The sequence below is a fragment of the Pseudomonas sp. TH34 genome (genome assembly GCF_016650865.1).
GTDB classification, from domain to species: Bacteria; Pseudomonadota; Gammaproteobacteria; order Pseudomonadales; family Pseudomonadaceae; genus Aquipseudomonas; species Aquipseudomonas yamanorum.
Genome location: NZ_JAEKFB010000035.1, coordinates 179,974 through 199,175, shown reverse-complemented (window position 1 = coordinate 199,175; position 19,202 = coordinate 179,974). Strand labels below are relative to the sequence as shown.

Genomic DNA, 19,202 nt, shown 5'->3' with positions numbered 1-19,202 from the left:
TTTGTTCTTTGAGCGCCACGGTGGTGGTGAGCGAGTAATCCTCGTTCACTTGGATGGACAGGACCCTGAGGCGCGCGAAGATCCGCAGGAGTTTCAGGAGTTGGCAAATTCGGCCGGCGCCGAGACCGTCGCGTTTTTTAACGTGCCGCGTCATCGGCCAACCGCCAAATTCCTGATTGGCAGCGGCAAGGTCGAGGAGCTGCGCGACCTGGTCCATGCCGAAAAGGCCGATCTGGTGATTTTTAATCACATCCTCACGCCCAGTCAGGAACGTAACCTCGAACGAGTTTTCGAGTGTCGCGTGATCGACCGCACGGGTCTGATTCTCGATATTTTCGCCCAGCGCGCCCGTACCCATGAAGGCAAGCTCCAGGTAGAACTGGCCCAGCTTGACCACATGAGCACCCGGCTGGTTCGTGGCTGGACTCACCTTGAGCGTCAGGGTGGCGGTATCGGCATGCGTGGCCCGGGTGAAACCCAGCTGGAAACCGACCGGCGTCTGCTGCGGGTGCGCCTGCGACAGATCAAGGGCCGCCTGGAGAAGGTGCGCAGCCAGCGCGAACAATCGCGACGTGGCCGTATGCGTGCGGATATCCCGACCGTTTCCCTGGTGGGCTATACCAACGCCGGCAAATCCACGCTCTTCAATAACGTGACGAAATCGGACGTGTACGCGGCCGACCAACTGTTCGCGACCCTTGACCCGACCTTGCGCCGTCTGGAACTGGACGACCTGGGGCCGATTGTCCTGGCCGATACCGTGGGTTTCATTCGTCACTTGCCCCACAAGCTGGTCGAGGCATTTCGGTCTACGCTCGAAGAGTCGAGCAATTCCGACCTGCTGCTGCACGTGATCGATGCGGCCGAACCGGATCGCATGTTGCAGATTGAACAGGTCATGGTGGTACTGGGCGAGATTGGTGCCCAGGACTTGCCGATCCTCGAGGTCTATAACAAACTCGATTTGCTTGAAGGCGTTGAGCCACAAATCCAGCGCGACGAAAACGGCAAGCCCCAGCGGGTCTGGCTGTCGGCGCGTGATGGCAGTGGTCTGGAATTGCTTGAACAAGCCATTGCCGAGTTGTTGGGCAGCGATTTGTTTGTTGGCACCTTGCGCTTGCCTCAGCGTTTTGCTCGACTGCGTGCACAGTTTTTCGAGCTGGGCGCGGTACAGAAAGAAGAACACGACGAAGAAGGTGTCAGCTTGCTGGCCGTTCGATTGCCGCGCTCGGAGCTGAATCGGCTGGTCAGTCGGGAAGGTGTTGTGCCGACGGAGTTCATCGAACAACACACTTTGCAATAAAAGCCTGAGAAAGCGGTTGTGCCGCTGTGACAGGCATTCTGTAGCATTGGTCGGCGCGCCGTGGGTGCGTCTTTGCTTTATCAGATGGAGAGCGCTATGGCTTGGAATGAGCCGGGTGGCAACTCGAATAATCAGGATCCTTGGGGTGGTAAACGCCGCAATAATGGCGACCGCAAGGGGCCACCAGATCTCGACGAGGCCTTCCGAAAGCTGCAGGAAAGCCTGAATGGGTTGTTCGGTGGTGGAAAAAAACGTGGTGGTGGTGACGAAGGCGGTCGTACGAGCAAGGGCGGTGGTTACGGCCTGCTCGGCATCGGCCTCGTTGTGCTGGCGGCCGTCTGGCTGTACAGCGCCGTCTATGTGGTGGACGAGCAGGAGCAAGCCGTGGTGCTGCGCTTCGGCAAGTACTACGAGACCGTCGGCCCTGGCCTGAACATCTATTTCCCGCCGATCGACAAGAAGTACATGGAAAACGTCACGCGTGAGCGTGCCTACACCAAGCAGGGCCAGATGCTGACTGAAGACGAGAACATCGTCGAAGTGCCGCTGACCGTGCAGTACAAGATCAGCAACCTGCAGGACTTCGTGCTGAACGTCGATCAGCCGGAAATCAGCCTGCAACAAGCGACCGAAAGTGCCCTGCGCCACGTGGTGGGTTCCACCGCAATGGATCAGGTGCTGACCGAAGGTCGTGAATTGATGGCCAGCGAGATCAAGGAGCGCCTGCAACGGTTCCTCGATACCTATCGCACCGGTATCACCGTAACCCAGGTCAACATACAGAGCGCAGCTGCACCGCGCGAAGTACAGGAAGCCTTCGATGACGTGATCCGTGCCCGTGAAGACGAGCAGCGTTCGCGCAACCAGGCTGAAACCTACGCCAACGGCGTCGTGCCGGAAGCCCGTGGTCAGGCCCAGCGCATCCTTGAGGATGCCAACGGTTACCGCGACGAAGTGGTCTCCCGTGCCAAGGGTGAGGCAGATCGTTTCACCAAGCTGGTGGCCGAGTACCGCAAGGCACCGGAAGTCACTCGTGAGCGTCTGTACCTGGACACCATGCAGGAAGTCTTCAGCAACACCAGCAAGGTTCTCGTGACCGGCAGCAAGGGCGGGCAGAACAATCTGCTGTACCTGCCGCTGGACAAGATGATCGAAGGTGGTCGTAGCAGCACCAGCGCACCGGCTACCGGTTCAACTGCCGCTGCCAACGAAGCGAGCGCCCGTGCGGCCGCTGACTTGCTGCAACAGCAAACACGTACCAGGGAGAGTCGTTGATGAGCAATAAATCGCTGACCGCCCTGATTGTGGGCGTCGTCGTGGTCATCGCTGCCTGGAACTGCTTCTATATCGTGTCTCAGACCGAGCGCGCGGTGTTGCTGCAATTCGGTCGCGTGGTCCAGGCAGATGTCCAGCCGGGCCTGCATGTGAAAGTCCCCTACGTCAACCAGGTGCGCAAGTTCGACGGCCGCCTGATGACCCTGGATGCACCGACACAGCGCTTCCTGACCCTGGAAAAGAAAGCCGTGATGGTTGACGCCTACGCCAAGTGGCGCGTCAAGGATGCCGAGCGTTTCTACACCGCGACCTCCGGCCTCAAGCAGATTGCCGACGAGCGTTTGTCGCGCCGTCTGGAATCGGGCCTGCGTGACCAGTTTGGTAAGCGCACCCTGCACGAGGTGGTATCCGGTGAACGTGATGCGCTGATGGCTGACATCACGCGTTCGTTGAACACGATGGCGGAAAAAGAACTGGGCATCGAAGTGATCGATGTTCGGGTCAAGGCTATCGACCTTCCGAAGGAAGTGAACCGCAGCGTGTTCGAGCGTATGAGCACCGAGCGTGAGCGCGAGGCTCGTGAGCACCGTGCCAAGGGTAACGAACTGGCAGAAGGGATCCGTGCGGATGCCGACCGTCAGCGTCGCGTACTGTTGGCAGAAGCCTATCGCGAGTCTGAAGAGGCTCGTGGTGATGGTGATGCTCAAGCCGCCTCGATCTACGCCAAGGCCTATGGCCAGGACCAGGAGTTCTACGCGTTCTACCGTAGCCTGCGTGCCTACCGTGAAAGCTTCGCGAACAAAACCGACGTCATGGTGCTGGACCCAAGTAGCGATTTCTTCCGCTACCTGGAAAAGTCCAAGTAACCCGCATGTAGTCTGAGAATCACTCCGTCGGGCGGCTAAAATGCCGGGCGGGGTGATCCTTTCAGAAAACGGGTGTATGATGCGGCAGCCGGGAAATTCCCGGCTTTTTTGCGTCTGCATGTTTGATTGTGGCTTTGCTCCGCAGGCGCCACAGGTTTTTCGAGGAAAGTGCCCGACGAGGCCGATTGTTGGTCGTTCGTCACGTCGCTCTTGCGCGTGGTTTATGCAGGGGCCGGGTATTTTCTGCTTCACTCAAGGCTCGCCCGAGGGCTGGCCGCCCGGATCATAGGGGAATGGCGTAATGGCAACGGTAGACCGCTGGCTGCTGCCAGATGGCATCGAAGAAGTACTGCCACCAGAAGCTGCACGCATTGAAATCGCGCGCCGCCAGGTGTTGGATCTGTTCCAGAGCTGGGGTTACGAGTTTGTCGTGACCCCCCATATCGAGTACCTGGAATCCCTGCTGACCGGCGCGGGCCAGGACCTGGATCTGCGCACCTTCAAGGTCATCGACCCGCAATCGGGCCGGCAAATGGGCTTTCGTGCCGACATCACGCCGCAAGTCGCGCGCATTGATGCGCACACCCTGCGTCGCGAAGGGCCGAGCCGCCTGTGCTACGCCGGCAGCGTGCTGCATGCTCAACCGCGTGCGTTGTCGTCGTCCCGCAGCCCGATCCAGTTGGGGGCCGAGTTGTACGGCGATGCCAGCCCGAGCAGCGACGTGGAAGTCATCAGCTTGATGCTGGCCATGCTGCAACTGGCCGATGTGCCGGATGTGCACATGGACCTCGGGCATGTCGGCATCTACCGCGGCCTGGCCCGTGCGGCCGGTTTGTCGGGTGAAGTGGAACAACAGTTGTTCGATGCCCTGCAACGCAAGGCCATCGATGAAGTGATCGCCTTGACGGCGGGCGTGCCTGCTGACCTGGCCGGCATGCTGCGTGCGCTGGTGGATCTGTGTGGCGGCCGTGAAGTGCTGACCGCCGCCCGTGATCGTCTGGCGAATGCGCCAGCTGATGTATTGGCGGCCCTGGATGACGTGCTGGCGATTGCCGAGCAGTTGTCTGCGCGCTTCCCGCAGTTGCCGCTGTATTTTGATTTGGGTGAGTTGCGCGGCTACCACTACCACACCGGTGTGGTGTTCGCGGTGTTTGTCCCGGGTGTTGGCCAAGCCATTGCCCAGGGCGGCCGTTATGACGATATCGGCGCCGACTTCGGTCGTGCCCGTCCGGCGACCGGCTTTTCCACTGATTTGAAAACCCTGGTGACCCTGGGGCGTGCTGAGGTCGAGCTGCCGTCTGGCGGTATCTGGATGCCCGACAGTACGGACGCAGCACTCTGGCAGCAGGTTTGCCAGTTGCGCAGTGAGGGTCAACGTGTAGTCCAGGCCTTGCCTGGGCAGCCATTGGCCGCCGCCCGTGATGCGGACTGCGACCGGCAATTGATTCAGCAGAATGGGCTTTGGCAAGTATCGCCACTGGCTTCTTGAGTTTTCCTGCCGGCCGCTGCCGGCACCAAGTTTGCGCGAATGAGGACAAGTGTTATGGGTAAGAATGTCGTAGTCCTGGGCACCCAATGGGGTGATGAGGGCAAAGGCAAGATCGTTGATCTGCTGACCGAACATGCTGCCGCCGTAGTGCGCTACCAAGGTGGCCACAACGCTGGCCACACCCTGGTCATCGATGGCGAAAAAACCGTCTTGCACCTGATCCCGTCGGGTGTACTGCGCGAAGGCGTGCAGTGCCTGATCGGCAACGGCGTGGTGGTTGCACCTGACGCCTTGCTGCGCGAGATCACCAAGCTGGAAGAGAAAGGTGTGCCAGTGCGCGAGCGCCTGCGTATCAGCCCTTCCTGCCCGCTGATCCTGTCCTTCCACGTTGCGCTGGACCAGGCCCGTGAAAAGGCCCGTGGCGAGCTGAAGATCGGTACGACCGGTCGCGGCATCGGCCCGGCCTACGAAGACAAGGTTGCACGTCGTGGCCTGCGTGTAGGCGACCTGCTCAACATGCCGCGCTTTGAAGACAAGCTGCGTGAACTGGTGGATTACCACAACTTCATGCTGGTGGGTTACTACAAAGAGCCAGCCATCGAGTTTGAAAAGACCCTGGCTGAGTGCAAGGAATACGCTGAGCTGCTCAAGCCGCTGATGCTGGACGTGACTGCCGAGCTGCACGACCTGCGTCGCGCTGGCAAAGACATCATGTTCGAAGGCGCCCAGGGTTCGTTGCTGGACATCGACCACGGCACCTACCCGTACGTCACCAGCTCCAACACCACCGCTGGCGGCGTTGCGACCGGTTCGGGCGTTGGCCCGATGTTCCTGGACTACATCCTCGGCATCACCAAGGCGTACACCACACGTGTAGGTTCGGGTCCGTTCCCGACTGAACTGTTCGACGACGTCGGTGCGCACCTGGCCAAGCAAGGTCACGAATTCGGCGCAACTACTGGCCGTGCCCGTCGTTGTGGCTGGTTCGACGCCGTTATCCTGCGTCGTGCTATCGATGTGAACAGCATCTCGGGCATCTGCCTGACCAAGCTGGACGTACTTGACGGCCTGGAAACCATCAACATCTGCATCGGCTACAAAGATGCGGAAGGTAAGGACGTTGCCCCGACTGATGCTGACAGCTACGTAGGCCTGCAGCCTGTGTACGAAGAAGTGCCGGGCTGGACCGAATCGACCGTGGGTGCCAAGACCCTGGAAGAGCTGCCAGCCAACGCTCGCGCTTACATCAAGCGCGTCGAAGAGCTGATCGGTGCGCCAATCGACATTATTTCGACGGGCCCGGACCGCAACGAGACCATCGTTCTGCGTCACCCGTTCGCTTAATAAGCTGTTGATGTAAAAAGCAAAGGGCTCCTTCGGGAGCCCTTTGTCGTTTCCGGCTGGTAAACGGCACGGCCCTTGCTATGGTTCTTTCTTTCGCGGTGCTATCAAATTAATGGCACCCGTGGTGGAGGGATTCCCAGTGTCTGCCGTTCTCTCATTGTTACAAAGCCGGCTATTGCGGCCGGTGTTCGTTACCCTAGGTATCGCTCTTTTGGTGCAAGTACTGGTGGCCGTCGCCCTGACGCGAAGCACCGTCACTGCATTGGAAGCGGATTTGGGCAATCGCCTGGGCGTCGACAGCCAGAAACTGTCCGGCGAGTTGGCTCAGGCCGGAAAGGAAGTCACCTCCAGTCTGGACAGTCTGTCTTCCAGTACTCGCCAGCGTCTGACGGCAGGGCTTTCCACGCGCCTGCAGGAAGAGCAGAAGCAACTGCGTGCGACCTTGGAAAAAGACCTGCAGGACTCTGCCAGCGACATGGCGCAACTGCTCGCCTCGGTGGCGCCGCGCGCCATGTGGGACAGCGACGTGCCGACGCTGTCTGAGTTTGCCCGCAGAGCCCAGCGCAATCCCAACGTGTTGTTTGTGGTGTATGACGACGCGGCTGGCGAACATCTGACCCGTTACCTCAACCGTGAAAACCCGATTAACCAGGCGCTGCTGGAAAAGGGCAAAGGCGAACGAGCCCTGGATAAAGTGCTGGACGCGGCGAAAAATGATCCCTCGGTGTTCTACGTCGAAGCGTCCATCAGCCCCAATGGCGTAGAGATCGGCAAGGTCCGCATGGGGGTTTCGACCGCCGCAGTAGAGACTGACCTGGCCGCGCTGGATAAGCGTTTTGCTGCACTGATTGCCAGCGGTGACCAGTTAGTGGGCGACAGTCTAAAAGGGGCCGCTGCGGACAGCGCTGCAGCCATGGGAGCGCGCTTGCAGTCGGCACAAGCAACGGCCACCCAGATGACCGCCAATACCACCAATGCCGTGCAAGAGGCGGCAGGTACCTTGCGCTGGCGCATCGGCATGGGCCTGGCGATTGTAGGCTTTGGCGTGCTGTTGCTGATTGCCGTGGTGCTCGGGCGTCGGGTGGTCAATCGCCTGAAGCTGCTGATTGCAGCGATGGACGACCTGGCGGCAGGCGAGGGCGATCTGACCAAGCGCGTGCAGATCAACAGCAGGGACGAAATCGGCGACATGGCTTCGGCGGTCAATCGCTTTGTGGATAAGTTGCAGCCCATCGTGCGCGAAGCGGGTGACGTGGCCCAGCGTACGGGCGTGGAAATCGGTGCTATGACCCTGCGCAATGCGGGTGCCGATGCAGCTGCCGGCTTGCAGCGTGATGAGGTTGCCGAAAGCCTGCGGGCGCTATCGCAAATGGCCGACGAGGCCCAGGCAGAAAGCCATGCGATGCAGGCGGCGTTGCAGCAGGTGGTGGATATTCGCCAGGCCACTGATGAGAACTCACGTACTTCAGCCGAAGTCGGCAGCCTGATCGAGGCGTTGGCGGGGCAAGTGCAGGCGGGGTCCAAGGTGATCGAGCGTCTGGCGCAGCAGAGCGAGCAGATTGAGGTGGTGTTGACGGTGATCCACGGGATTGCCGAGCAAACCAACTTGCTGGCACTCAACGCGGCGATTGAAGCGGCGAGAGCCGGCGAGACCGGTCGCGGTTTTGCGGTGGTGGCGGACGAGGTTCGTGCCCTGGCCAGCAAAACCCAGAGCTCTACCGGCGACATCCAGGCCCACATCGTGGCCTTGCAGCAAGGCGCCCGTGAGGCGGTAGAGACCATCGGCAAGGCCGGGCGCCAGGCCAGCGAAGGTTTGTTGGTATTGCGCGATAGCGTGCGCCTGCAGCAGTCGGTGCAGGCCTCGGTGGAGCAGGTGCATGCAGCGATTGGCCTGGCGACACGTGCAGCTGAGCATCAGGCGCAAGGTGCGCATGCGGTGCGTGGGCGGGTGGAGATCATTCATGCCCAGGCCGAGCGCGCGGCTCAGGCAGTGGTGGAGACCACCGCCAGTGGCAAAGTGCTTGATGGGTTGGCAGCGCAGTTGAAGGCGAGCCTGGGGCAGTTCAGGGCTTGATGTCGCCTGGTGCGGCCCTTTCGCGAGCAAGCCCGCTCCCACATTCGACCGAGTTCCACTTCTGGAATACGAGCAAATGTGGGAGCGGGCTTGCTCGCGAAAGCTATTTCAGCGGCTCAGATACATCCGCGTCGTAAGCAGATACACCGGCAGCCCCGACACTAGAATCAGCAGTGCGGCATAAGGCGCCGCTGCCGCGAATTCCACATTTGAGGTATGCGCCCACACGGCAGTCGCCAGTGTGTTCAATCCAGTAGGACTAAGCAGCAACGTCGCCGTCAATTCCTTCATCGCATCCAGGAACACCAGCGCAAATGCCGCGCCCAATGCCGGGAAAATAATCGGTAATGTCACCCGGCAAAACGCACTGAACGACGACGCCCCCAGTGTTCTCGCCGCTTCTTCCAGTTGGGGTGCCGCCTTGTTCAGTGCCGTGCGGATCGGCGCCTGGGCCAGGGGCAAAAACAGCAACGCATAAGCGATCAGCAACAACGCCGACGTCTGATACAGCGCCGGCACGTAATGCAGCGCGAAGTACACCAGCGTCAGCGCAATCACCAGGCCGGGCAGGGCGTGCAGCAGGTATGGCAGGCGTTCGGCCCACAGTGCGAGCTGGCCTTTATAGCGCACCACCAGCAAGCCCACAGGCACTGCAAACAACAGGCAAAGCGCGGCGCCGCCCAAGGACAATGCCAAGGAAGAAAGCAGCGCCTCGCTGATCTCTGCAACCGGAAATGCCGCTGAACTGCCCACGGCCAGCCAGTAACCCAGCATGCCCAGTGGAATGCCGCTGCCAATGATCGCCAGGAGCAGGCAATACAGTTGCCCCACTGCCGCCCATTTGCCGAGTCGAACCTGTTCGGCATGTCGCGCCGCGCCCTGGCCGGTGCGCACATGCCGGCCTTTGCCGCGTACCCGCAATTCCAGCCAGAGCAGTGTCAGGCACATCACCAGCAGCACCGCCGAGAGCATTGCCGCATTGGCGTTACTGAATTCCAGCTCGAATTGCTGATAGATCGCGGTGGTAAACGTCTGCAGGCCGATGATCGACAGCGCGCCGAACTCCACCAGCATATGCAGGGCAATCAGCAGCGCCCCCGCCAGTAGCGATGGCCACAGCAGCGGCAAGGTGATGCGAAAGAACACGCCCCAGCGATTCAGTCCCAGGGTGCGGGCCGATTCTTCCAGGGATGGGTCAAGATTGCGCAGGGTCGCCGCCACCGGCAGAAACACCAGCGGGTATTTGGACAGGGTCATCACCAGGATCGCCCCGCCCAGCCCCTCGAAATTGGCGCTCAACGAAACCCAGGTGAAGCTGCTGACAAATGCGGGCACCGCAAACGGCAGGCACAGGATCACTCCCCAGATTCGCCGTCCCGGCAAGTTGCTGCGTTCCAGCAGCCAGGCCAGGGACAAGCCAATCACGCCGCAGGCCACGGTCACACCGACCATCAGCGCCAGGGTGTTGCGCAGCAGTCCGAACACATAAGGCCGCCACAGCAAATGCACCGCCTCGGCCCATCCTGCTTGCCAGGCCTTGAGGCCGACATACGCCAGCGGCAACAGGCTCAGGCCTACCAGCAGTAGGACTGGCAGCAGCAACCAGATCGAAGGGCGTTTGCGTCTCGGCGTAAAACCCCCGCGCAAGGCGGGGGCGGGGAGCGATGGGTTCATCAGTTCAAGCCAACGTCACGTTCCAGTTCCAGGGCTTCTTCGGCGTTGCCCAGGTCGGCAGGGGTGACTTTCGGCGGTTGCAGCTCGCTGAAAGGCTTGAGGCCGCGGTTGGATTCCATGCCCTTGCGCAACGGGTATTCGGCGGACGTGTTGGTGATCACCCGCTGGCCTTCTTCGCTGGCCATGAAGGCCAACAATTGCTGGGCTTCCTTTGGATGCTTGCTGGATTTCAGCGCCGCAGCGGCAGACACGGTGATCAGGCCGCCGGCATCACCGTCGGTGAAGTAATGCAACTGCGAATCCAGGTTGGTTTTTTCTTTCTTCAGGGCGAACCAGTAGTAGTTGTTCACCAGGACGGTGGCGACTTCGCCATTTTCCACGGCCTTGAGCGCAACCATGTTGTTGCTGTAGACCTTGCCGAAGGCGCGCAGGCCGGTCAGCCATTCTTCAGCCGCTTCGCGACCGTGCAGCTTGATGATCGCCACGGCCTGTTCCTGGAATGCGCCGCTGGTGGGTACGAAACCGACCTTGCCTTGCCATTCAGGTCCGGCGAAATCCAGTACTGACTTGGGCAGGTCTTTCTCGGCGATCAGTTTCGGGTTGAACGCTACGACGCGGGTGCGTGCGGTCACGCCCATCCAGGCACCGTTGGCGGCCACGTATTCCTTGGGCAGAACGTCGAGGGTGCTGGCGTCGATGGTCGCCAGCAGGCCTTGCTCGCCGAGTTTATTCAGCGGCGGTGATTCTTCGGTGTAGATCACGTCGGCAGGGGAGCGGTCACCTTCTTCGACGACCTGGCTGGCCAGCTGGTTGCTGCTGCCCTTGCGCACATTGACGTGGATGCCGGTCTTGGCTTCGAAGGCCTTGGCAAGTTCATCGCCGACCTCCTTGTGTTGGCCGTTGTACAAGGTCAGTGCAACCTTGTCGGCAGAATAGGCGGCGGGCGAGAGCAGGGTCAGGCCGAGCAGAGTGATGGTCAGGCCACGCAGAAGGGATGTCTTGAGACGGGTATCGCGGATCATCATCCGGGGTGTTCCTCACTTGAGTGCAACAAATCGTTGCTAGGATAAACGATAAAGTTTCTCAGGTGCGGTCATGGGGCAAATCGGTCTGGAAGTTTTCAGACCCCGGAAACGCAAAAACCCGCTTTCGCGGGTTTTTGTGAGACTCAAGGTTAAAACCTTGAGTTTAGAATTGGTGCCCAGAAGAAGACTCGAACTTCCACGACCTTGCGGTCACCAGCACCTGAAGCTGGCGTGTCTACCAATTTCACCATCTGGGCAGCATCAGCAACGTTGCCGCTGTTGATGGAGCGAACTATACGGAGGGCTTTTTGATCTGTAAACCCCTGATTTGATTTTATAAATCAACTTTATGGTTAAAAATCAAAGACCTGAAACGCAAAAACCCGCTTTCGCGGGTTTTTGTGAGACTCAAGGTTGAAACCTCAAGTTTGGAATTGGTGCCCAGAAGAAGACTCGAACTTCCACGACCTTGCGGTCACCAGCACCTGAAGCTGGCGTGTCTACCAATTTCACCATCTGGGCAGCATCGTCAACGTTGCCGTCGTCGATGGCGCGCACTATACGGACCACTTTTTGCGCTGTAAAGCCCAGTTATCAAAAAAGCCTGGAAAATTTCGCGGGCGGTCGCGCAAGGTGCATTCCGAGGGCTACAAAGTGCTTTTACGGGCTTGTTGACACCTGAAATTTCCCGTTTCAATACGCGTATGCCAAACTAACCCTCATATAGACAAGGTGAAAACTCTCTAATGGCCGATTGGCAGTCCCTCGATCCCGAGGCCGCTCGTGAAGCGGAAAAATATGAAAACCCTATTCCTAGCCGTGAACTGATCCTGGCGCATCTCGCCGATCGGGGTTCGCCTGCTAGCCGCGAGCAGTTGGTTGAAGAATTCGGTCTGACCACCGAAGACCAACTCGAAGCCCTGCGTCGCCGCCTGCGCGCCATGGAGCGCGATGCCCAGTTGATCTACACCCGCCGGGGCACCTACGCGCCGGTGGACAAGCTCGACCTGATCCTCGGTCGTATTGCCGGCCACCGTGACGGTTTCGGCTTCCTGATCCCGGATGATGGCAGCGACGACCTGTTCATGAGCCCGGCGCAAATGCGCCTGGTGTTCGATGGCGACCGTGCCCTGGCGCGCGTTTCCGGCCTCGACCGTCGCGGTCGCCGCGAAGGCGTGATCGTCGAAGTGGTGTCCCGTGCCCACGAGTCCATTGTTGGCCGTTACTTCGAAGAAGGCGGCATCGGCTTTGTCGTGCCGGATAACCCGAAGGTCCAGCAGGAAGTGCTGATCACCCCGGGGCGCAATGGCGCCGCCAAGGTCGGCCAGTTCGTCGAGGTGAAAATCACCCACTGGCCAACTGCGCGCTTCCAGCCGCAGGGCGATATCGTCGAAGTGGTCGGCAACTACATGGCGCCGGGCATGGAAATCGATGTTGCGCTGCGCACCTACGATATCCCTCACGTCTGGCCTGAGGCTGTGCTCAAAGAAGCCGCCAAGCTCAAGCCGGAAGTTGAAGAAAAAGACAAAGAAAAACGCATCGACCTGCGCCATCTGCCGTTCGTCACCATTGACGGCGAAGATGCCCGCGACTTCGACGATGCGGTCTACTGCGAAGCTAAGCCTGGCAAACTGCGCCTGTTCTCCGGCGGCTGGAAGTTGTTCGTCGCGATTGCCGACGTGTCCAGCTACGTGAAGATTGGTTCGGCCCTGGACAACGAAGCCCAGGTGCGCGGCAACTCGGTGTACTTCCCCGAGCGCGTCATCCCGATGCTGCCTGAGCAGCTGTCCAACGGCCTGTGCTCCCTGAACCCGAAAGTCGACCGTTTGGCCATGGTGTGCGAGATGACCATCTCGAAAACCGGCGAAATGACCGACTACCAGTTCTACGAAGCGGTGATCCACTCCCAGGCGCGCCTGACCTACAACAAGGTCAGCACCATCCTGGAACAGCCGAAAACCAGCGAAGCCAAAGCCCTGCGCGGTGAGTACGGCCATGTCGTGCCGCACCTCAAGCAGCTCTATGCGCTGTACAAAGTGCTGCTGGGCGCTCGTCACGTGCGTGGCGCGATCGACTTTGAAACTCAGGAAACCCGGATTGTCTTCGGTTCCGAGCGCAAGATCGCCGCGATCACCCCGACCACCCGTAATGATGCTCACAAGCTGATCGAGGAATGCATGCTGGCGGCCAACGTGGCCACTGCAGAATTCCTGAAAAAGCACGAGATTCCGGCCTTGTACCGGGTGCACGACGGCCCGCCGCCGGAGCGTCTGGAGAAGCTGCGCGCGTTCCTCGGTGAGCTCGGCCTGTCCCTGCACAAAGGCAAGGACGGCCCGACGCCGAAGGACTACCAGGCTCTGCTCGCGAGCATCAAGGACCGTCCGGATTACCACGTGATCCAGACCGTCATGCTGCGCTCCCTGAGCCAGGCGGTGTACAGCGCCGATAACCAGGGCCACTTCGGCCTGAATTACGAGGCGTACACCCACTTCACCTCGCCGATTCGCCGTTACCCGGACTTGCTCACGCACCGGGCGATCCGCAGCGTGATCCATTCCAAGCAGAACACCCCGCACGTCAAGCGCGCCGGTGCCATGACCATTCCGAAAGCACGGATCTATCCGTACGACGAAGCGGCCCTGGAACAGTTGGGCGAGCAGTGCTCCATGAGCGAGCGCCGTGCCGACGAAGCCACCCGCGACGTAGTGAACTGGCTCAAGTGCGAGTTCATGAAAGACCGCGTGGGCGAGTCGTTCCCGGGTGTGATCACCGCCGTGACGGGTTTTGGCCTGTTCGTCGAGTTGACCGACATCTACGTCGAGGGCCTGGTGCACGTCACCGCCTTGCCGGGTGACTACTACCACTTCGACCCTGTGCATCACCGCTTGGCGGGCGAGCGCACCGGTCGCAGCTTCCGTCTGGGCGACACCGTGGAAGTGCAGGTCATGCGCGTCGACCTCGACGAGCGCAAGATCGACTTCGGTATGCCCGACAAGCCAGCGGAGCCGACTGGCCGTAAAAAACGTGGCGGCGAAACGACTGCGCCGGCCAGCAAAGGCAAAGGTGCTCCTGCGAAAGCAGCGGTCGCCGAGCCTGCGCCAGCCAAGCCTGCTCGTCGTTCGTCTGCCAAGGACAAGGCCCCCGAAGCCTACCGCCCAAGCGATGCTGCGGCGAAAAACGCCGAGCTGCGCAAGAGCCGCGAGTTGAAGCAGCAGTTGCTCAACGAAGCCAAAAGCGGTGGTAAAGCGGCGTCTGGGGGAAAGTCCCGCGAGGCGGAAAAGCCGTCGAGCAAGCCGAGTAAACACCGTAAAGGCCCGCCAAAAGCGGGTTCGGCCCCCGCGAAGAGCGGCGGGTCGCGCAAACCTAAGGCCAAGTCATGAGTCTGGAAAAAATCTACGGCGTACACGCTGTAGAAGCATTGCTGCGTCACCACCCGAAACGCGTCAAGCAGGTGTGGTTGGCTGAAGGCCGCAGTGAGCCGCGCGTTCAAGCGCTGGTCGAGCTGGCCAATCAGAACAAAGTTGCCATCGGCCAGGCCGAGCGTCGTGAGATGGACGTCTGGGTCGAAGGCGTTCACCAAGGCGTGGTAGCGGACGTAAGCCCGAGCCAGGTATGGGGCGAAGCGATGCTCGACGAGCTGCTCGATCGCACCGAAGGCGCGCCGCTGTTGCTGGTGCTCGACGGCGTGACCGATCCGCACAACCTCGGCGCCTGCCTGCGTTCGGCGGATGCTGCCGGTGCGTTGGCGGTGATTGTGCCCAAAGACAAGTCGGCAACCTTGACGCCTGTGGTGCGTAAAGTCGCCTGCGGTGCGGCGGAAGTGATTCCGTTGGTGGCCGTGACCAACCTGGCGCGCACCCTGGAGAAACTCCAGCAGCGTGGCCTGTGGGTTGTGGGGACGGCGGGGGAGGCCGAGGTCAGCATTTATGACCAGGACCTCACCGGCCCGACCATCCTGATCATGGGTGCCGAAGGCAAGGGCATGCGCCGCCTGACCCGCGAGCATTGCGACTACCTGGTGCACCTGCCGATGGCCGGCAGCGTCAGCAGCCTCAACGTTTCAGTCGCAACGGGCGTCTGCCTGTTCGAAGCCCAGCGCCAGCGCGGCGCCAAGGCTAAAGCCAAGAAATAAGGCATAAGAGCGACGCAAGACCCTGTGGGAGCCGGGCTTGCCCGCGATGGCGGTGTGTCAGTCAGCAGAGATGTTGCCTGTGCCATTGTCATCGCAGGCAAGCCAGCTCCCACATTTGTTTTGTGTTTGCCTTGATTCTGCGTTGTTCAAATAATCACCAATCACCAATCACCTTGCGCCCTTTCTCCCCCTTCTCTACAATTGCGCCCCTTGCCTTCATGGCAGGCACGCATGTGCCTCCCTTCGGCAAGATCCATAAGTGTCATTCACTCCTTGTCTGACCGTTTTTGAGCGGCAGGCTACAACCCGTAAGGAGCATTCATGCGTCATTACGAAATCATCTTTTTGGTCCACCCGGATCAAAGCGAGCAAGTCGGCGGCATGGTAGAGCGTTACACCAAGCTGATCGAAGAAGACGGCGGCAAAATCCACCGTCTGGAAGATTGGGGCCGTCGTCAACTGGCCTACGCAATCAACAATGTTCACAAGGCTCACTACGTGATGCTGAACGTTGAATGCACTGGCAAGGCCCTGGCCGAGCTGGAAGACAACTTCCGCTACAACGATGCAGTGATCCGTAACCTGGTCATCCGTCGCGAAGAAGCCGTTACCGGCCAATCCGAGATGCTCAAGGCTGAAGAAAACCGCAGTGAGCGCCGTGAGCGTCGCGACCGTCCTGAGCACGAAGGCGCTGAAAGCGCTGATAGTGATGACAGCGACAACAGCGATAACGCTGACGAGTAATCCACGGACCTTTTAAGGAGCCTATCAAATGGCACGTTTCTTCCGTCGTCGTAAATTCTGCCGCTTCACCGCTGAAGACGTGAAGGAGATCGATTACAAAGATCTCAACACTCTGAAAGCCTACGTATCCGAGACCGGCAAAATTGTTCCAAGCCGCATCACCGGTACCAAAGCTCGTTATCAGCGTCAGCTGGCCACCGCTATCAAGCGCGCCCGCTTCCTGGCCCTGCTGGCCTACACCGACAGCCACGGCCGCTGAGACCGGGCAGTCGACAAGTAGTAAGGGATTGAATGCATGCGCGCCTTAGCTGAGTTCATCATGCGCGGTCGTGTGCAGGCCACTCTGGTAGTGGCTGGATGTGCAGCATTGCCGTTGTTGTATTGGTTGGGTGCTGCCGCAGGTTGCCTTGTGCTCCTGCGGCGCGGTTTGAAGGACGCCCTTGGCGTTCTTGCCCTGGGAATACTGCCGGCCTTGGTCTGGTGGTTGAAATTCGATGATCCACGGGTACTTCTGGTACTGCTCGGTTCATCGACCCTTGCGTTGGTTTTACGCGCAAGTGAGTCCTGGGTCCGTACGCTGCTGGTCAGCGTGGCATTGGGGTTGGTGTATTCACTGGCGCTTGGCGCGGCTTTCCGCCCGCAAATCGAGGCGCTGGCGCAGGAGATCATAAAGATCCTGCCGCTGGCCCTCGGGGATCTCTACCAGCAGTTATCGGTAGAGGAGCGAGCGCGCTTCGCGTCAGTGGTTGCACCGATGCTGACCGGCCTGATAGCGGCACTGTTGCAGATTGTCAGCGTGCTGAGCCTGATTCTTGGGCGTTACTGGCAGGCGTTGTTGTATAACCCGGGTGGTTTTGGTCGCGAATTTCGCAGTATCAGAATCCCCGCTGGACCGGCGATGTTGCTGCTGGCGTTCATGGTGGTCGGGCCGACGTTTGGCCTGGCGCTGTTGGTGCCGTTGTGCAGCGTACCGCTGGTATTCGCCGGGCTATCCCTGATTCATGGGCTGGTGGCGCAAAAGCGACTGGGCAGATTCTGGCTGGTGGGGTTGTACGTGACGCTGTTGCTGTTCATGCAGCTGATCTATCCGTTACTCGTGGTCTTGGCCATTGTCGACGGCCTGATTGATTTTCGCGGTCGTCTGGCGCCGAAAGACGCCGATAACGCGAACGGTGAAGGTTAAAAGTTAGAGGATTTTCACATGCAACTGATCCTTCTGGAAAAAGTCGCCAACCTGGGCAACCTGGGCGACAAAGTGAACGTTAAGGCCGGCTACGGTCGTAACTACCTGCTGCCATACGGCAAAGCCACCGCTGCAACCGCTGCCAACCTGGCTGCGTTTGAAGAGCGTCGTGCTGAGCTGGAAAAAGCAGCAGCAGACAAAAAAGCTTCGGCCGAAACTCGCGCTGCCCAACTGGCTGAGCTGGAAGTGACTATCACTGCCACCGCCGGTGACGAAGGCAAGCTGTTCGGTTCGATCGGCACCCACGACATCGCTGATGCACTGACCGCCTCCGGCGTTGAAGTGCAGAAGAGCGAAGTTCGTCTGCCGAACGGCACCATCCGCAACGTTGGCGAATTCGATGTAGCCGTGCACCTGCACGCTGAAGTCGAAGCAACCGTACGCGTTGTTGTGGTAGCAGCTTAAGCAGCACCTAACTGACTGGCACCTCGCGTGCCGGGCGGTTAACATCGGGCACGATCCTGTTCACAGGTCGTGCCTTTTGTTTTTCTGGCTTTTGTTTTTCTGTAGCCCCTGATTCTCCAACTATTCCAAGTGGCCATGAACGATATCTCCGCACCTGAGCAATATGACCTGCAAACCGCCGCCCTGAAGGTGCCGCCACATTCCATCGAGGCCGAACAGGCCGTGCTCGGTGGTTTGATGCTGGACAACAACGCCTGGGAACGCGTGCTGGATCAAGTCTCGGACGGCGATTTCTACCGTCATGACCACCGCCTGATCTTCCGCGCCATTGCCAAGCTGGCCGACCAGAACTCACCGATCGACGTGGTGACCCTGGCCGAGCAATTGGACAAGGAAGGTCAGACGTCCCAAGTGGGCGGCCTGGGTTACCTGGGCGAGCTGGCGAAAAACACGCCATCGGTCGCCAACATCAAGGCCTATGCGCAGATCGTCCGTGCGCGGGCCACGTTGCGCCAACTGATCGGCATCGCCACCGAGATCGCCGACAGCGCGTTCAACCCGGAAGGCCGTACCGCTGAAGAGATCCTCGACGAAGCCGAGCGGCAGATCTTCCAGATCGCCGAAGCCCGTCCGAAAACCGGCGGCCCGGTCAGCGTCAACGACCTGCTGACCAAGGCCATCGACCGTATCGATACCCTGTTCAACACCGACAACGCCATCACCGGCCTGTCCACCGGCTACACCGACCTCGACGGCATGACCAGCGGCCTGCAGCCCGCCGACTTGATCATCGTCGCCGGCCGTCCGTCCATGGGTAAAACCACCTTCGCCATGAACCTGGTGGAAAACGCCGTGTTGCGCAGCGACAAGGCCGTCCTGGTTTACTCCCTGGAGATGCCAGGTGAATCGCTGATCATGCGTATGTTGTCGTCCCTGGGCCGCATTGATCAGACCAAGGTGCGTGCCGGTCGCCTGGAAGACGACGATTGGCCGCGCCTGACCTCGGCGGTCAACCTGCTCAATGACCGCAAGCTGTTTATCGATGACACTGCGGGCATCAGCCCCTCGGAAATGCGCGCGCGTACCCGACGCCTGGTGCGTGAGCATGGCGACATTGCCCTGATCATGATCGACTACCTGCAGTTGATGCAGATCCCGGGTTCCAGCGGCGACAGCCGGACCAACGAGATTTCCGAGATTTCCCGCTCGTTGAAAGCCCTGGCCAAGGAATTCAACTGCCCGGTGGTTGCCCTGTCGCAGCTCAACCGATCTCTTGAGCAGCGTCCGAACAAACGCCCGATCAACTCCGACTTGCGGGAATCCGGAGCGATCGAGCAGGATGCTGACGTGATCATGTTCGTATACCGGGACGAGGTGTATCACCCGGAGACCGAGCATAAAGGCATCGCAGAAATCATTATCGGTAAGCAGCGTAACGGGCCAATTGGCACCACGCGCCTGGCCTTTATCGGTAAATACACCCGCTTCGAAAACCTGGCGCCGGGCAGCTACAACTTCGAAGACGAGTAAAAAGCCGTCTCGCCAATTCCGACTGCAAAGGTCGGAATTGGTCAAAATTTGTGCTATATTCCGCGCCCGCGATTTTTCATCTCAACACCGGTCACCGT

Annotated in this window: 15 protein-coding genes and 2 tRNA genes; 13 read left to right on the top strand and 4 right to left on the bottom strand. The window is 59.9% G+C overall.

The features are described 5' to 3' along the window. Nucleotide 1 precedes the first annotated feature (1 nt). From hflX to JFU58_RS30195, 6 genes are all read left to right on the top strand, one after another. Nucleotides 2-1,303 (top strand): ribosome rescue GTPase HflX, encoded by a 1,302-nt coding sequence (gene hflX / locus JFU58_RS30220; protein ID WP_003217514.1) that lies wholly within the window; start codon nucleotides 2-4, stop codon nucleotides 1,301-1,303. A gap of 96 nt (nucleotides 1,304-1,399) precedes the next feature. Further along, nucleotides 1,400-2,578: an FtsH protease activity modulator HflK gene (gene hflK / locus JFU58_RS30215; protein WP_017478341.1), complete on the top strand. Its 1,179-nt coding sequence runs from the start codon at nucleotides 1,400-1,402 to the stop codon at nucleotides 2,576-2,578. Then, complete coding sequence (hflC, locus tag JFU58_RS30210) at nucleotides 2,578-3,444, top strand: protease modulator HflC (protein ID WP_017478342.1); 867 nt, start codon at nucleotides 2,578-2,580, stop codon at nucleotides 3,442-3,444. The genes hflK and hflC overlap by 1 nt, the downstream gene beginning before the upstream one ends. Before the next feature lie 301 nt (nucleotides 3,445-3,745). After that, entirely contained in the window at nucleotides 3,746-4,933 is a 1,188-nt protein-coding gene (locus JFU58_RS30205) for an ATP phosphoribosyltransferase regulatory subunit (RefSeq protein WP_093202353.1), read from the top strand. A gap of 54 nt (nucleotides 4,934-4,987) precedes the next feature. Further along, nucleotides 4,988-6,277, top strand: a complete 1,290-nt coding sequence (locus JFU58_RS30200) for an adenylosuccinate synthase (RefSeq protein WP_003217505.1) — start codon at nucleotides 4,988-4,990, stop codon at nucleotides 6,275-6,277. Nucleotides 6,278-6,416: 139 nt separating this feature from the next. Beyond that, nucleotides 6,417-8,351, top strand: coding sequence for a methyl-accepting chemotaxis protein (locus JFU58_RS30195; protein ID WP_201143004.1), 1,935 nt, complete (start codon nucleotides 6,417-6,419; stop codon nucleotides 8,349-8,351). A 108-nt stretch (nucleotides 8,352-8,459) separates the two neighbouring features. Here the strand turns inward: JFU58_RS30195 and JFU58_RS30190 are convergent, their stop codons facing one another. The 4 genes from JFU58_RS30190 to JFU58_RS30175 form a co-directional block, all read right to left on the bottom strand. Next, nucleotides 8,460-10,025, bottom strand: coding sequence for an ABC transporter permease (locus JFU58_RS30190; protein WP_177069970.1), 1,566 nt, complete (start codon nucleotides 10,023-10,025; stop codon nucleotides 8,460-8,462). Then, nucleotides 10,025-11,050: an extracellular solute-binding protein gene (locus tag JFU58_RS30185; protein ID WP_063033383.1), complete on the bottom strand. Its 1,026-nt coding sequence runs from the start codon at nucleotides 11,048-11,050 to the stop codon at nucleotides 10,025-10,027. Before JFU58_RS30185 ends, JFU58_RS30190 begins: the two co-directional genes overlap by 1 nt. 170 nt (nucleotides 11,051-11,220) lie before the next feature. Further along, nucleotides 11,221-11,307 (bottom strand) — tRNA-Leu (locus JFU58_RS30180). A 178-nt stretch (nucleotides 11,308-11,485) separates the two neighbouring features. After that, nucleotides 11,486-11,572 (bottom strand) — tRNA-Leu (locus tag JFU58_RS30175). Between the two features lie 224 nt (nucleotides 11,573-11,796). On the opposite strand from JFU58_RS30175, the gene rnr reads away from it, so the two are divergent. The 7 genes from rnr (at nucleotide 11,797) to dnaB (ending at nucleotide 19,104) form a co-directional block, all read left to right on the top strand. After that, nucleotides 11,797-14,430 (top strand): ribonuclease R, encoded by a 2,634-nt coding sequence (gene rnr, locus JFU58_RS30170; protein WP_093202344.1) that lies wholly within the window; start codon nucleotides 11,797-11,799, stop codon nucleotides 14,428-14,430. Then, nucleotides 14,427-15,182 (top strand): 23S rRNA (guanosine(2251)-2'-O)-methyltransferase RlmB, encoded by a 756-nt coding sequence (gene rlmB / locus JFU58_RS30165; RefSeq protein WP_003217493.1) that lies wholly within the window; start codon nucleotides 14,427-14,429, stop codon nucleotides 15,180-15,182. The genes rnr and rlmB overlap by 4 nt, the downstream gene beginning before the upstream one ends. Nucleotides 15,183-15,503: 321 nt before the next feature. Then, entirely contained in the window at nucleotides 15,504-15,926 is a 423-nt protein-coding gene (gene rpsF, locus JFU58_RS30160; protein ID WP_003217491.1) for a 30S ribosomal protein S6, read from the top strand. Nucleotides 15,927-15,954: 28 nt separating this feature from the next. Beyond that, on the top strand, nucleotides 15,955-16,185 hold the full coding sequence (rpsR, locus tag JFU58_RS30155; protein WP_002551829.1) for a 30S ribosomal protein S18: 231 nt from the start codon (nucleotides 15,955-15,957) through the stop codon (nucleotides 16,183-16,185). A gap of 36 nt (nucleotides 16,186-16,221) precedes the next feature. Continuing rightward, nucleotides 16,222-17,109: a hypothetical protein gene (locus JFU58_RS30150; protein ID WP_063033381.1), complete on the top strand. Its 888-nt coding sequence runs from the start codon at nucleotides 16,222-16,224 to the stop codon at nucleotides 17,107-17,109. An 18-nt stretch (nucleotides 17,110-17,127) separates the two neighbouring features. Then, nucleotides 17,128-17,574, top strand: a complete 447-nt coding sequence (rplI, locus tag JFU58_RS30145; protein WP_003171376.1) for a 50S ribosomal protein L9 — start codon at nucleotides 17,128-17,130, stop codon at nucleotides 17,572-17,574. A 135-nt stretch (nucleotides 17,575-17,709) separates the two neighbouring features. Next, nucleotides 17,710-19,104 carry a replicative DNA helicase gene (gene dnaB, locus JFU58_RS30140; protein WP_003217484.1) on the top strand — a complete coding sequence of 465 codons (1,395 nt, stop codon included), beginning with the start codon at nucleotides 17,710-17,712 and terminating at the stop codon, nucleotides 19,102-19,104. Nucleotides 19,105-19,202: the final 98 nt, after the last annotated feature.

Bases quoted from the DNA above. Each gene is read 5' to 3' on its own strand.
- hflK (WP_017478341.1), top strand. From the start codon at position 1,400: ATGGCTTGGAATGAGCCGGGTGGCAACTCGAATAATCAGGATCCTTGG.
- hflC (WP_017478342.1), top strand. From the start codon at position 2,578: ATGAGCAATAAATCGCTGACCGCCCTGATTGTGGGCGTCGTCGTGGTC.
- JFU58_RS30205 (WP_093202353.1), top strand. From the start codon at position 3,746: ATGGCAACGGTAGACCGCTGGCTGCTGCCAGATGGCATCGAAGAAGTA.
- JFU58_RS30200 (WP_003217505.1), top strand. From the start codon at position 4,988: ATGGGTAAGAATGTCGTAGTCCTGGGCACCCAATGGGGTGATGAGGGC.
- JFU58_RS30190 (WP_177069970.1), bottom strand. From the start codon at position 10,025: ATGAACCCATCGCTCCCCGCCCCCGCCTTGCGCGGGGGTTTTACGCCG.
- JFU58_RS30185 (WP_063033383.1), bottom strand. From the start codon at position 11,050: ATGATGATCCGCGATACCCGTCTCAAGACATCCCTTCTGCGTGGCCTG.
- rnr (WP_093202344.1), top strand. From the start codon at position 11,797: ATGGCCGATTGGCAGTCCCTCGATCCCGAGGCCGCTCGTGAAGCGGAA.
- rlmB (WP_003217493.1), top strand. From the start codon at position 14,427: ATGAGTCTGGAAAAAATCTACGGCGTACACGCTGTAGAAGCATTGCTG.
- rpsF (WP_003217491.1), top strand. From the start codon at position 15,504: ATGCGTCATTACGAAATCATCTTTTTGGTCCACCCGGATCAAAGCGAG.
- rpsR (WP_002551829.1), top strand. From the start codon at position 15,955: ATGGCACGTTTCTTCCGTCGTCGTAAATTCTGCCGCTTCACCGCTGAA.
- JFU58_RS30150 (WP_063033381.1), top strand. From the start codon at position 16,222: ATGCGCGCCTTAGCTGAGTTCATCATGCGCGGTCGTGTGCAGGCCACT.
- rplI (WP_003171376.1), top strand. From the start codon at position 17,128: ATGCAACTGATCCTTCTGGAAAAAGTCGCCAACCTGGGCAACCTGGGC.
- dnaB (WP_003217484.1), top strand. From the start codon at position 17,710: ATGAACGATATCTCCGCACCTGAGCAATATGACCTGCAAACCGCCGCC.